This window comes from Nocardia coubleae NBRC 108252 (genome assembly GCF_001612805.1).
GTDB classification, from domain to species: Bacteria; Actinomycetota; Actinomycetes; order Mycobacteriales; family Mycobacteriaceae; genus Nocardia; species Nocardia coubleae.
This window is the reverse complement of sequence record NZ_BDBD01000013.1, coordinates 56,612-69,494: the sequence shown is the minus strand read 5'-3', so window position 1 is coordinate 69,494 and position 12,883 is coordinate 56,612. Positions and strand designations below refer to the sequence as shown.

At 67.7% G+C, this 12,883-nt stretch carries 12 protein-coding genes; 9 read left to right on the top strand and 3 right to left on the bottom strand.

Translation table 11 applies throughout. From position 1 onward, the window contains the following. Positions 1-26: 26 nt before the first annotated feature. On the top strand, positions 27-1,010 hold the full coding sequence (locus NCO8_RS15285; RefSeq protein WP_067640293.1) for an NAD(P)H-quinone oxidoreductase: 984 nt from the start codon (positions 27-29) through the stop codon (positions 1,008-1,010). Positions 1,011-1,028: 18 nt separating this feature from the next. Here NCO8_RS15285 and NCO8_RS15280 read toward each other — a convergent pair whose 3' ends face one another. Continuing rightward, entirely contained in the window at positions 1,029-2,231 is a 1,203-nt protein-coding gene (locus NCO8_RS15280; RefSeq protein ID WP_067494785.1) for a cysteine desulfurase-like protein, read from the bottom strand. An 86-nt stretch (positions 2,232-2,317) separates the two neighbouring features. Here NCO8_RS15280 and NCO8_RS15275 point away from each other — a divergent pair, with 86 nt between their 5' ends. From NCO8_RS15275 to rsgA, 6 genes are all read left to right on the top strand, one after another. After that, positions 2,318-2,908: a bacterial proteasome activator family protein gene (locus tag NCO8_RS15275; protein ID WP_067640291.1), complete on the top strand. Its 591-nt coding sequence runs from the start codon at positions 2,318-2,320 to the stop codon at positions 2,906-2,908. 113 nt (positions 2,909-3,021) lie between these two features. Beyond that, positions 3,022-3,909 carry a galactan export ABC transporter permease subunit Wzm/RfbD gene (wzm, locus tag NCO8_RS15270; protein ID WP_439265789.1) on the top strand — a complete coding sequence of 296 codons (888 nt, stop codon included), beginning with the start codon at positions 3,022-3,024 and terminating at the stop codon, positions 3,907-3,909. Between the two features lie 18 nt (positions 3,910-3,927). Then, positions 3,928-4,746 (top strand): galactan export ABC transporter ATP-binding subunit Wzt/RfbE, encoded by an 819-nt coding sequence (gene wzt / locus NCO8_RS15265; RefSeq protein ID WP_067494791.1) that lies wholly within the window; start codon positions 3,928-3,930, stop codon positions 4,744-4,746. Further along, positions 4,743-5,825 (top strand): galactofuranosyltransferase GlfT1, encoded by a 1,083-nt coding sequence (gene glfT1, locus NCO8_RS15260; RefSeq protein ID WP_245655377.1) that lies wholly within the window; start codon positions 4,743-4,745, stop codon positions 5,823-5,825. Before wzt ends, glfT1 begins: the two co-directional genes overlap by 4 nt. Before the next feature lie 39 nt (positions 5,826-5,864). Further along, on the top strand, positions 5,865-6,392 hold the full coding sequence (locus NCO8_RS15255) for a hypothetical protein (RefSeq protein WP_245655376.1): 528 nt from the start codon (positions 5,865-5,867) through the stop codon (positions 6,390-6,392). A gap of 235 nt (positions 6,393-6,627) precedes the next feature. Beyond that, a complete protein-coding gene (gene rsgA / locus NCO8_RS15250) occupies positions 6,628-7,659 on the top strand; it encodes a ribosome small subunit-dependent GTPase A (protein WP_067640287.1) in 1,032 nt (343 codons plus the stop codon). A gap of 72 nt (positions 7,660-7,731) precedes the next feature. On the opposite strand, the gene NCO8_RS15245 is transcribed toward rsgA, so the two are convergent. After that, entirely contained in the window at positions 7,732-9,630 is a 1,899-nt protein-coding gene (locus NCO8_RS15245) for a glycosyltransferase (RefSeq protein WP_067640285.1), read from the bottom strand. A gap of 110 nt (positions 9,631-9,740) precedes the next feature. Then, positions 9,741-10,271 carry a GtrA family protein gene (locus NCO8_RS15240; RefSeq protein ID WP_067640283.1) on the bottom strand — a complete coding sequence of 177 codons (531 nt, stop codon included), beginning with the start codon at positions 10,269-10,271 and terminating at the stop codon, positions 9,741-9,743. 128 nt (positions 10,272-10,399) lie between these two features. Between NCO8_RS15240 and NCO8_RS15235 the strand changes: the two genes are divergently transcribed. Beyond that, the gene (locus tag NCO8_RS15235) at positions 10,400-11,365 is read left to right on the top strand and encodes a glycosyltransferase (protein WP_067494802.1); all 966 of its coding nucleotides are present in this window, start codon (positions 10,400-10,402) and stop codon (positions 11,363-11,365) included. Then, on the top strand, positions 11,362-12,879 hold the full coding sequence (locus tag NCO8_RS15230) for a DUF2142 domain-containing protein (RefSeq protein WP_067640281.1): 1,518 nt from the start codon (positions 11,362-11,364) through the stop codon (positions 12,877-12,879). Before NCO8_RS15235 ends, NCO8_RS15230 begins: the two co-directional genes overlap by 4 nt. The last annotated feature ends 4 nt before the right edge of the window (positions 12,880-12,883 follow it).

Below are 12,883 nucleotides of genomic sequence, written 5' to 3'. Positions count from 1 at the left end.
CATAAAGACGCGAGAGGCGGAACAGCATGCGTGCTATCGAGCTGAACGGGTTCGGTGGGCCCGAGGTGATGGAGTGGACCGTGACGGTCGATCCCGAACCCGGCGCGGGCGAGGTGTTGATCGAAGTCGTTGCGGCAGGGGTGAACCGGGCCGATGTGATGCAACGGCGTGGCTTCTATCCACCGCCCCCGGACGCCAGTTCGGTGCCCGGTCTCGAATGCTCCGGAACCATCGTCGAGCTGGGACCGGGGGTCACGGATTGGAAGGTCGGTGATCGGGTATGCGCGCTGTTGGCTGGCGGTGGGTACGCCGAGTTGGCGGCCGTGCCGACCACCCAGCTGTTGCCGGTGCCCGAGGAGATGGACCTGGCTGCCGCCGCCGGCTTGCCCGAGGTGGCGGCGACGGTGTGGTCGAACCTGGTGATGACCGCGGGGATGCGCTCGGGGCAGCTGGTGCTGATCCACGGCGGTGGCGGTGGCATCGGTACGCACGCCATCCAGGTGGCGCGGAGGCGGGGCGCGCGGGTGGCGGTGACGGCCGGGTCGGACGCGAAGCTGGCCAAATGCGCGGGCCTCGGCGCCGAAATCCTCGTCAACTACCGCACCCAGGATTTCGTGACCGTACTCGCCGACGCCGGTGGCGCCGACATCATTCTCGACAACATGGGCGCCGCCTACCTGGAACGCAATGTGGAGGCGCTCGCCCCGCACGGCCGGTTGGTGGTGATCGGGTTGCAAGGCGGCACTACCGGGTCGCTGAATATCGGTGGGCTGCTGCGCAAATGGGGTTCGGTGCATGCCACGAACCTGCGCGCCCGACCGCGGGCGGGCGAGGGCAGCAAGGCCGAGGTCATCGCCGCGGTGCGCACGCAGTTGTGGCCGGATGTGGCGGCGGGCGAGATCTTTCCGGTGATCTCGGCAGAACTACCCGTCGCCGAAGCCGGTCGCGCCCACGAATTGCTCGACGCACCCGAAACTTTCGGCAAGATCGTGCTGCGCGTGCGCGACTGAGCGAAAGATCGGCGTGGACTATTCGAGCGAGCTGAGGGCCCGGCCGAGCTGGTCGATTTCGTAGCGCGTGGTGTACGGGGCCAGGCCGATGGTGACGGCCCCGCCCTCGTCGTTGACACCGAGGGCGTCGAGTAATCGGCTGCCGCCGTGCACCCCGCTGACCGTGCCGATGCGGGCGTCGGCCAGTTTGGCCGCCACCTTCTCCGCCTGCATGCCCGCCATCGTGAAGCTGACCGTGGGAATGCGGGTGGAGGCACGGCCGATCACGGTCAGGCCCTCGACCTGCTCCAACACCTGCATGAGGTGGTCGAAGAGCTGGTCGTGGTAGTCCTGCAGCGAGGTGATCGAGATTTCGAGGCGCTCGCGGCGGGTGCCGGTGGCGCGCTCGTCGAGTCCGGCGAGGAAGTCGATCGACTGGGTGAGCCCGGCCAGCAGCGCGTACTGATGCCCGCCGACCTCGAGGCGTTCAGCCCCCTTGGCGTAGGGGTTGAGCGACATCGACGGGATGCGGTCGAGAAAGGCGGGGTCGCGGAACACCAGTGCACCGACCTGCGGACCGCCCCACGACGGCGCGCTCAGGGCGACCACGTCGGCATTGAGTTCGTCGATGTCGATCAGCGCGTACGGTGCGGCGCCGAACGCGTCGGCGACCAGCAGACCGCCCACATCGTGGACCCGGTCGGCGGCCACCCGAACAGCGGGCGCGGAACCGACGATCGGCGACGCGGCGGTGAGCGCGACCAGGCGCGCGGTCGGCCCGATCAGCTCCTCGAACTGCCACGACGGCATCTCACACGTCTCGATCTCCACCTCGGCCCAGCGCACGTGCGCGCCGTAGCGGTTGGCGATGCGCAGCCACGGCGCGACATTGGCCTCGTCGTCGAGGCGGGAGAGCACGATGCCCGTGCCGAGACCCAGGCGCGAACTCAGGGACTCGGCCAGCCAGGCGAGCAGAACCGCACGATCGGGACCGAGCACGACGCCGGCCGGATCTCCGCCGACGAGGTCGGCGACCGCCTCCCGGGCGGCGTCGAGGATCGCGCCGCTGCGGGTCGCCGCACCGTGGCGGCCGATGTGGGAAAACGAGGAGGTACGGAAACCCGTTGAGACGGCACGCGATACCGAATCGGGAACCAGCATCCCCGCCTGCGGGTCCAGATGGATCCAGCCGTCGCCCAGGGACGGTATCAGGCCCCGAACCCTCGCGACGTCATAAGTCATGGTGGCCACTTTAAGGGCAGCGGGCGTCGCGGTGTAACCGCGTGGGGGTTTTAGCGCGAAGCCGACACACGCGCAATGATGGGGCTATGACGCACTCGGAGGACACCCCCGAATCCATCGTCGTGATCGGTCCCGACGGTCGGCCGGTCACCGTGCCCGCCGACTCCGACGCCGCGGCCGAATACACCGCGCAGGTGGTCGACGGGGACAAGAAGGCCGACGACGACCGCGACGAGTCGGCCGAGTCGCTGGCCGACATGGTGGAGCAGCCCGCCAAGGTGATGCGGATCGGGACCATGATCAAACAGCTGCTCGAGGAGGTGCGCGCCGCTCCCCTCGACGACGCGAGCCGCTCGCGCCTCAAGGACATCCACAAGTCCTCGGTCCGCGAACTCGAGCAGGGCCTGGCCCCCGAACTGCGCGAGGAACTCGAACGCCTCACCCTGCCCTTCACCGACGAGTCCGTCCCGTCCGATGCCGAACTGCGCATCGCCCAGGCCCAGCTCGTCGGCTGGCTCGAAGGCCTGTTCCACGGCATCCAGACCGCCCTGTTCGCCCAGCAGATGGCCGCCCGCGCCCAACTCGAACAGATGCGCCAGGGCGCCCTCCCGCCCGGCATGCACGCGGCCGACGGGAAGGCAGGCCATGGCCATGTCGGCGGCGGGCAGTACCTGTAAGGTCGGGGATCGTGCCCGCTGCTGCCGCTCGTTCCGAATCGGTCTCCGACCAGGGTGACGCGCGTACCGAAGAGAGCCCCGTGCATACCGACGACACACCGACCGAAGCCGAGGTGGCCGACGCGGCCGCCGCCGAGCAGACCGCCGACGCCCCGCTGCTGGTGAAGACGCCGATGGTGTCGGATTCGCAGACGTTCCGGCGCGCGTTCAAAGACATGCGCGACGGGTTCCATCAGCGTGAGCTGTGGTTGTCGCTGGGTTGGCAGGACATCAAGCAGCGCTATCGCCGGTCGGTGCTCGGTCCGTTCTGGATCACCATCGCGACCGGTCTGCAGGCGCTGGCGATGGGCCTGCTGTATTCGACGCTGCTGGATCAGCCGATCAGCGAATACCTGCCGTATGTGACGGTCGGTTTGATCGTCTGGAACGTGATCAGCGCGTCGATCCTCGAGGGTTCGGATGTGTTCATCGCCAACGAGGGACTGATCAAACAGTTGCCCTCGGCGCTGAGCGTGCATGTGTATCGCCTGGTGTGGCGCCAGTTCCTGTTCTTCATCCACAACGCGGCGATCTACGCGGTGCTGCTGCTCGCGTTCTCCATCTGGCGCGATCTGGACTGGACGTTGTTGCTGGTTGTTCCGGCGATCCTGCTGCTGTTCCTCAATGCCATGTGGGTGTCGATCGTGTTCGGCATCTTCTCCACCCGCTACCGCGACATCGCCCCGATCCTGGGCTCGATGACGCTGATGCTGTTCGTGCTGACCCCGGTGATGTGGTCGACGAAGGCGCTGGAGAACTCGGTCGGCGGCATGAGCGACCGGGCCAAGCTGATCGAGATCATCCCCACCTTCCACTACCTCGAAATCGTGCGCGGCCCGCTGCTCGGCGAGCCCACCGACTGGCATTCCTGGGCCATCGTCGGCGCGATCACGGTGGTCGGCTGGGTGGTCGCGATCCTGGCGCTCAAGCAGTACCGTGCCCGCGTCCCGTACTGGGTTTAGGAGACTGTCGTGAGCCGTGTGAGTATCGAAACCCATGACGCGTGGGTCGAGTTCCCGATCTTCGACGCCAAGTCGCGGTCGCTGAAGAAGGCTTTCCTCGGTAAGGCGGGCGGCGCGATCGGGCGCAACAGTTCCGACGTGGTGGTGGTCGAGGCGTTGCGCGAGATCAACCTCTCGCTCAAGGAAGGCGACCGGGTCGGGCTCGTCGGGCACAACGGCGCGGGCAAGTCGACGCTGCTTCGCCTGCTCTCGGGCATCTACGAACCCTCGCGCGGCAGTGCGCGCATCCGCGGCCGGGTGGCGCCCGTGTTCGACCTCGGTGTCGGCATGGATCCGGAGATCTCCGGCTACGAGAACATCATCATCCGCGGCCTGTTCCTCGGACAGACCCGCAAGCAGATGCTTGCCAAGATCGACGAGATCGCCGACTTCACCGAGCTCGGCGAGTACCTGTCGATGCCGTTGCGCACCTACTCCACGGGTATGCGGGTACGCCTGGCGATGGGTGTGGTCACCTCGATCGACCCCGAGATCCTGCTGCTCGACGAGGGTATCGGCGCCGTCGACGCCGAGTTCATGAAGAAGGCTCGCACCCGGCTGCAGTCGCTGGTCGCGCGGTCGGGCATCCTGGTTTTCGCCAGCCACTCCAACGAATTCCTCGCCCAGCTGTGCGATACCGCGATGTGGATCGATCACGGTCGCATCCGCGAGCAGGGCGGCATCGAAGACGTTGTGCGAGCGTATGAAGGGCCCGAGGCGGGTAATCACGTGGCACAGGTGCTTCGCGAGCTGGAAGCCGAGCAGGGCGACAAAGAATTGGAGCAGAATCAGGCATGAGCGGTCACAGTGAGGACGCTGTCCCGGCCGCTGTGCCCGGTGGGTTCAGCATGGCTGATCGGCTCGAGGCGGGGGTTGCCCCGGTGGAGCCCGCCGCCGTGCTGCCCGTGACCGAGGAGCCCGAGCTGCCCGCGGGCGCCGAACCGGCCGATCTGAGCACCGACACCGGACCGGACGCGCGGATCATCGCGGTCGTCGTCACCCACAAGCGCCGCGAACTGCTCGCCGAATCGCTGAAAGTACTTGCCTCGCAGTCGCGTCCGATCGACCATCTGATCGTCGTCGACAACGCCAACGAGGACGAGGTGGCCGAGCTGGTCGCCCAGCAGCCCATCGAGGCGACCTACCTCGGTTCGCGCCACAACCTCGGCGGCGCGGGCGGTTTCGCACTCGGCATGCTGCACGCGCTCACCCAGGGCGCGGACTGGGTGTGGCTGGCCGACGACGACGGCCGGCCCGACGGCCCGGAAGTCCTCGCCACACTGATCGATTGCGCGCGCAGGCACAACCTGGTCGAGGTATCGCCGGTGGTGTGCGATATCGACGACCCCGATCGGCTCGCTTTCCCGCTGCGCCGGGGCGTGGTGTGGCGCAGGCGACGCTCGGAGCTCGGCGACGAGGACTTCCTGCCCGGCATCGCGTCGCTGTTCAACGGCGCGCTGATCTCGGCGAAGGCCGTCGACCTGATCGGTGTCCCCGACCTGCGCCTGTTCGTGCGTGGCGACGAGGTGGAGGTGCATCGGCGCCTGGTCCGGTCGGGCCTGCCGTTCGGCACCTGCCTGCAGACCGCCTACCTGCACCCCAACGGTGCCGAGGAGTTCAAGCCGATTCTCGGTGGGCGCATGCACACCCAGTACCCCGACGATCCGGTGAAGCGCTACTTCACCTATCGCAATCGCGGGTACCTGATGTCGCAGCCGGGTATGCGGAAGCTGTTGCCGCAGGAGTGGATTCGATTCTCCTGGTTCTTCCTGGTGACGCGCCGCGATCCGGCGGGCTTGAAGGAATGGTTCCGGTTGCGCTCGCTCGGACGCAATGAGCAATTCGGCAAGCCGGACCAGCGAGGCCCCCAGAAATAGGGGCATAGTTCCTAGGGCTTGCGACCTAGGATTCGACAGGTGACCTTACGAACGAGTTTCGCGCCCGCCGCTGCCGCCGTTCTCGCAGGCAGTGCGCTGTGCCTGATTGCGCCGGGCACCGCAAGCGCTGATGACACCTGTCAGCTCGGCGTCTCCAATGTCGGCCCCCGCTCCTGTGTGATGAACGAAGTGCGGACGGCCCCGGTGCCCACGCTGGGCAACGGCGTGTGCTTCGGCATCGTCAACGTGGGCGGCACCGCGTTCGACGGACCGCTCAACGACCCGAGCGTGGCGCCCGGCGCCACCCACAGCATCTCGCTGCGCATCTCGCACGGCTTGCTCGGCAACATGGCGCCTGCCCTGCTCACCTGCGATGTGAACGTCATCGTCGACTGGCGGAACCTGGACAACGGCGTCACCGGCTCGATGACGCATTTCGTCCCCGCCCGGCACAACGGCACCTATCCGTTCCAGGTGATCGCCCCCACCGGTCCCGGCCGGTTCCAGCTCACCGTGCGCACCGACCGGCCGAGCCTGCCCGCCTCGACCGAGGTCGTGGTTCCCTGACCTGCGTCGATGCCACCGGGGAGCCGATCGGGCGCTCGCCGGCATAAATCGGTTGTGCGGTGTCGCGGGTATGCGGCACAGTAGGAGCAACGTTGGAGAGGAGGTGTATGTCCGTGAGTACAGACGTGTGGATTGCCGTGCCCGGGGTGCGCGATGGCGCCCCGACCGCTCCGGACATCACCTCTACTCGCTGAGCCCGACGTCGGGCTCGGCGCCCGACGAAGGACTTCTACCGATGGTCGACTACGACCTGCTCGTCCCTTACGGCTGGACCGAAGCCGTAGCTTCCGAATATCTCCCGCTGCTCGGCGATCTCGTGCCCGCACGCATCGTCCGGATGGATCGCAGCGAATGCGATGTGGTCGCACCGGGCGGCCCGTCTCGTGCCGCCTGTCCGCGTGACATCACCGGCTTGTGCACCGGCGACTGGGTCGGTCTCGATGCCGAAGGCACTGTGCGCCTGCTGCTTCCGCGCCGCTCGGCGATCATGCGATCGTCGGTGTCGGGGCGCTCGGTCGCCCAAGTGCTCGCCACCAATGTCGACACCGTGCTGATCTGCAGTGCCGCCGACGGCGACGTCGACCTGGGACGGATCGAGCGCATGCTCGCCCTCGCCTGGGAGAGCAATGCCCAACCCGTGGTCGTGCTCACCAAAGCCGATGCGGCGGATCATCTTCCGCTCGACGAGGTGCGCGCGGTCGCGCCGGGGGCGACGGTGCTCGCGGTGAGCGCCGCCGCCGAGACCGGGCTGGATGTGCTCACGGCCGTGCTGCACGGGACGGTTGCCTTGATCGGGCCGTCCGGCGCGGGCAAGTCGACCCTGGCCAACGCCCTGCTCGGCGCGGAAGTGTTCGCCACCAATGTCGTTCGCGCGGTCGACGGCAAGGGCCGCCATACAACGGTCCACCGGGAACTGCGACCGCTCCCCGGCGGCGGCACCCTCATCGACACACCGGGGCTACGTGGTATCGGTCTCTACGACGCCGCCGACGGTATCGGCAAGACCTTCAGCGACATCGAATCCCTCGCCGCTGATTGCCGTTTCGCCGACTGCGCGCACGAGACCGAACCGGGCTGCGCGGTCCAGGCGGGCATCGCCGACGGCACCATCACCGAGCGCCGCCTCACCAGCTACCGCAAGCTGGCGAAGGAGAACGAGTGGATGGCCGCGCGCACCGACAAGCGCCTGGCCGCCGAACGCGAACGCGCCTGGCGCTCCATCGCCAAGCAACACCGCAAGCAGTACCGCGAACGCGGCTACCGCTGACCTAGCCGATCACCACGCGCTGGTGGCGGAAGCCTCTCGGGCGATGCCGCCACCAGCGCATGGTGATCTCGGTCAGCTGGGGTCGATGCCGTAGAGGCGGGCCCAGTTCTCACGGCTGGTGAGTTCGGGGACCGCCGCGCGGTATTCGGCCTGGAGCCTGGGGAGTTCGCGGCGGAGTTTGCGCAGCGTGCGGTAGGTGCGGATGAGCAGGGCGCGGGCGCGTTCCTTGTCGCGGCGGCGCACGCGGACACCCGACTGGGAGGCGTCGGTGACGACCACGTGGTCGAACAGGCCCACATGCCACCAGTGCGCGTCCTCGCGGGTGACCCCGATCAGGCCGTGCTGGGTGCGCCCGGTCCACTGCATGATCGCGCGCTTGATGAGCACGAGGGTGATGCGGCTCGGCTCACCGCTCGCCCGGCGCACCTGGATCTCGGCGGAGTTCACCGGCGGGGTCGCGGCGGGGTGCTTGATGGTCTCGGGGTAGTCGTTGCGGGAGGTGCGGGCCGCGGCCAGCGCCTCGATTCCGCCGTCGCGCAACACCTTCGGACCCTTCATGAAGTCCTCGATGCCCTGCAGGGTGGTGTGCACCAGGCCGTACTGCATGCCGACGAGGTGTTCGGCGATGTAGCGGAAGAAGTCCTTGGTGATGGCCTTGCCGTCGAGATCGGTGTGCAGGGCGCCGACGATGAGCGAGTTGCGCGTGGAGAAGTAGCGCGCCCAGTCGTCGTAGTCCTTCCAGTAGAAGTCGGCGTGCCAGACGGCGGCATTGGGCAGGGTGACGGTGACGAAACCGTGCTCGCGGGCCCGGATGCCGTATTCGACGTCGTCCCACTGGAAGAAGATCGGGACCGGAAGGCCGATCTTCTTCACCACCTCGGCCGGGATCAGGCAGGTCCACCAGGCGTTGTAGCCGGCGTCGACGCGGCGCTCCTGGTTCTTCTTGAGCATGGAGGTGTTGCGCAGCGCCTTGGGGACCTTCTGCCCGTGCTTGAGCTCGCCCAGGCGCACGTCCTCGGCGCCCACGTTGAGGTAGTCGGGGTTGAGCAGGAACAGCATCTGCGCGCCGACCAGTGTCGGCTCGACGGTCAGGTTCGCGAAGGCCTGCAGGCGAAGGACCGTCTCGGGCTCGCAGAGGATGTCGTCGTCCATCAGGATGACGTCGGCATGCTCGTTGGCCGCCGACACCTCGTACAGCCCACGGGTGAAGCCGCCAGCGCCACCGAGATTGGGCTGACGGATGTAGCGCAGCTTGTCGCCGAAATCGGGGCGGACCTGCTGGAACAGCGGCCGGTTCTCGACCGGGTCGGTCCCCTGGTCCACGACGTAGACGGCATCGATGGCGGCCAGCACCGTGGGGTCCGAGGCCAGCGCGGCGACGGTGTGGGCGCAGTCCTCGGCCCGGTTGAAGGTGCAGATCGCGATGGCGACCGGGCGAACCGTCTCGGGCGCCTTGGCGGTCCAGGTGAGCTCGGTGATGTCGAGTTCGCCGCCGAGCGCGTCGAACTCGAGCCACAGCGCGCCACCGTCGACGTACTGATCCAGCGGCGCGGACAGGCTCACGAACCCGCTGCTGGTCGCCACGAGTGAGGCGACGATGCGGCGGTGGCCGGCGATATCGGAGGCGACCAGGCGCACATTGGCCTTGTGTCCCACCCGCAGGTTGGCCGTGGCGGTCACCTCGGTGACGGTGGTCCAGCGCTGCCAGTAGCTGGCGGCGAAGCGGCCGAAGTAGGTGTTGGTGTGCGCGGTCGCGCCCTTGGGCAGGTGCAGCGACAGGCGCTCGCGGATGGCGGCACCGCCCTTGACCACGGCGTAGAGCTCGTCGCTCACCCGGGCCGACGGGCCGGTGAAAATGCCCCTGGCCAGGACCAAGCGTTCGGGTGCCGAGTGTTCACCACGCAGTGACGCGGGTGCGGCCTCGTGCCGTTCGTTCGATTCGGTCACGACTCGAGTAGCCGACTGCTCCATGAAGTCCTCGAAATTCTCGGTATCGACTGCGCCGACGCAAGCAGTCACGTAAGGAAAGGGCGGCGCGGCGGGCGGGGTGAGGATATCAATCACCGCCGCGCCGGGCGCCGTCAGTGAGGGGTAACAGCACCCCGCGCGTGTTGCTCACCGGTTGCCTCGGCACCGGTGAACACGAATTTGTCGTAGGCCCAATAACGGAATATGACAGCAAGCGTCTGGCCGATGACGGTCGCGGAAATGTTGTCCGACAGCGGTGACGACAGGTCCAGCACATAGCGGGAAAAGCCGAGGCAGCCCAGTTGCAGGCCGATCGCCACGACATTCACCAACGCGTACAACAGGTATTCGCGACCCGCGCTGCCGGACTTCTTGTGCGCGAAGGTCCACCACTTGTTGCCGAAGTAGGTGACCACCGTCGCCACCACGATCGCGACGACTTTCGCGGTGAGCGGGGAGTGATAGAGCACACCTTCCGACAGCGACAATCCGCCGCCCCAGAACACCAGCAGGTTGTACGTACCGGCGTCGACGAGGAAACCGACCGCGCCGACGACGAGGAACGCCGCCCCCTGCCGCAACGCCGTCGTCACCTTCGTCAGCAGCGAAGCGGGGGCGGGCTCGGATAGATCAGGGTGGGACACGGGCCGACGGTACACCGAGGACCGGCGTGTCCCCGAGTTACGCTCGGCGAACCGGATGAGCGCCGAAGACCTGTGCTGTGTACCCTCCCGGTGACCCTTTTAATGCCTACATCTGAGGATTGACCCGGGTGGACTCCACCGAGCTTCGCATTGCCGCCGTGGTCCCCTGCCACAACGAAGAGGCCGCGGTCGCCAAGGTCGTCGCCGACCTGAAGGCCGCCGTGCCGGGGATCGTCGTCTACGTCTACGACAACCTGAGCACCGACCGCACCGCCGAATGCGCCCGTGAGGCCGGGGCGATCGTGCGCTACGAGAACACCAAGGGCAAGGGCAATGTGGTTCGCCGCGCCTTCGCCGATATCGAGGCCGACGTCTACCTGATGATCGACGGCGACGACACCTACGAGGCGTCGGCCGCGCCGCTGATGATCAAGACCCTGCTCGAGGGCCCCTACGATCACGTGCTCGGTGTGCGCAAGCAGGACGAGGACACCAACGCCTACCGGTCCGGGCACGAGACCGGCAACAAGGTGCTCAACGGCGTGGTCGGCAAGGTGTTCGGCGACAATGTCGAAGACATGCTGAGCGGCTTCCGGGTGTTCTCGCGCCGCTTCGTCAAGAGCTTCCCCGCCGTCTCCCGCGAGTTCGAGATCGAGACCGAACTGACCGTGCACTCGCTGCACCTGCGGGTTCCGCAGACCGCGGTGCAGGTGGGTTTCCGCGATCGCCCCGCGGGCAGCGAATCGAAGCTGCGCACCTACCGCGACGGCACCAAGATCCTCGCGCTGATCCTCGGCCTGGCCAGGCACGAACGCCCGGTCGCCTTCTACGGTCTGTTCGGCACGTTGGCCCTGCTGTTCTCGGTGATCCTCACCGTGCCGATCGTGATCGAGTTCTACAACACCCATGAGGTGGCGCGGTTCCCGACGCTGTTCTTCGCGTTCACGCTGATGCTGCTCGGCTGCCTGGCCTGGACCGCTGGGCTGATTCTGGACGGCATCCGCCGGTCGCGGCACGAAGCGGCGCGGCTGGTGTATCTGCGGTATTCGGCCGTCGGCGAGAGCACGGACATCGCGGCCGGAGACCGTCGGTGACCAGCACCGTCGAACCGGAAACCGTCGCCGCCGAACAGGTACCCGCGACCGAACGCAAAGACCGCCTGCCCGCCCCGGTCCGTTCCCTGACCGGCCGGTTCGGCGCCGCGACGGTGGCGTTCGCCGTGCTCGCGACGGTGTTCGGCGCGCTGTTCGCCGTGCTCACCCCCGCGTTCTGGGGCCACGACGAGATCACCCAGTTCGGCCGCGCCTACCAGGTGGCGCACGGCGGGGTGTTCCCGCAGCGCATCCACGACGATCGTGGTGTCGCCTACGGCGGGCAGATCCCGGTGAGCATCGACGAGCTCATGGGCTACGCGTTCCGCGACTACAACGACAACCCCGAGGAACCGGGCGCGATGGTCGCCGACCCCGGCGCCTACGACCGGCTCGCCGGTGCCGACATCTCCTCGGCGACCCGGCCGATGTGGTTCACCAACACCGCCGCCTACTCCCCCGTGCCGTATGTGCCTGCCGCCGTCGGCATCCGGGCAGGCGAGGCGCTCGGCCTGAACATCGGCGGGATGTACCTGCTCACCCGCCTGGCCGGGTTGGCGGCCTACCTCGCGGTGGTCGGGTTCGGGCTCTACGCCCTGCGGCAGCGGCGCAGCCAGTGGCTGGTGTTCACCGTGGCCGTGCTGCCGATCGCGCTGTTCCAGGCGGGCACCGTCACCGCCGACACGCTCACCAACGCGCTGGCCATTCTGGTGTCGGCGCTGCTGGTGAAGGCGCTGTTCATCGGTGACCGGCTGAGCAAGCCCGAGACCGCCGCCCTGCTGGCCGCCACGATCGCGCTGCCGCTGAGCAAACCCGCCTACGTGCTGCTGGCCATGCTGATCGTGGTCGTGCCCGCCGAACGCCTCGGTTTCACCGGCAAGCTGAAGGTGCTGCCGTGGGTATTCGCGATCACCGGTGGCACGCTGTTCCTGGTCTGGACCAAGATCGCCGCACCGACCGGCGACGGCATGAGCCTGATGCGCCCGCCGCACCAGTGGGGTCAGGTGCGTCCCGGTGATCAGCTGCGCGGGATCCTCGGCGACCCGCTGCAGTTCGTACACACCTTCGGCGAGAGCATCGCCCTGCGCGATCACCGCTGGTTCAACCAGTTCTTCGGTGAACTGGGCTTCGCCTACGTCGACGCGCCCGCGCTGACGATGCTGGCCTGCCTGATCGCGTTCGCGGTGAGCTTCGGCATCGCCGACATGCTGACCAGCACGCTGCGCCGCACCCTGATCGTCGCGGCGACGGTGCTCGCCAGCGTGGCGATGGTCTACGTGACGCTGTACATGTCGTTCACACCGGTGGACTACTACATCATCGACGGCGTACAGGGCAGGTACTTCGTGCCGCTGGCCATCCTCGGTATCGCGGTGGTGATCCGCTCGGTCCCGCTGCGGCTGCGCGATGCCGACGGTGTCGTCCCGACCCGCGGGCCGGGACTCACCGTGGCCTGCGCGTCGCTGATCGCGCTGATCGCCGCTGCCGCAACGTATTACACCGTCGTCTGGGGCTGACCCC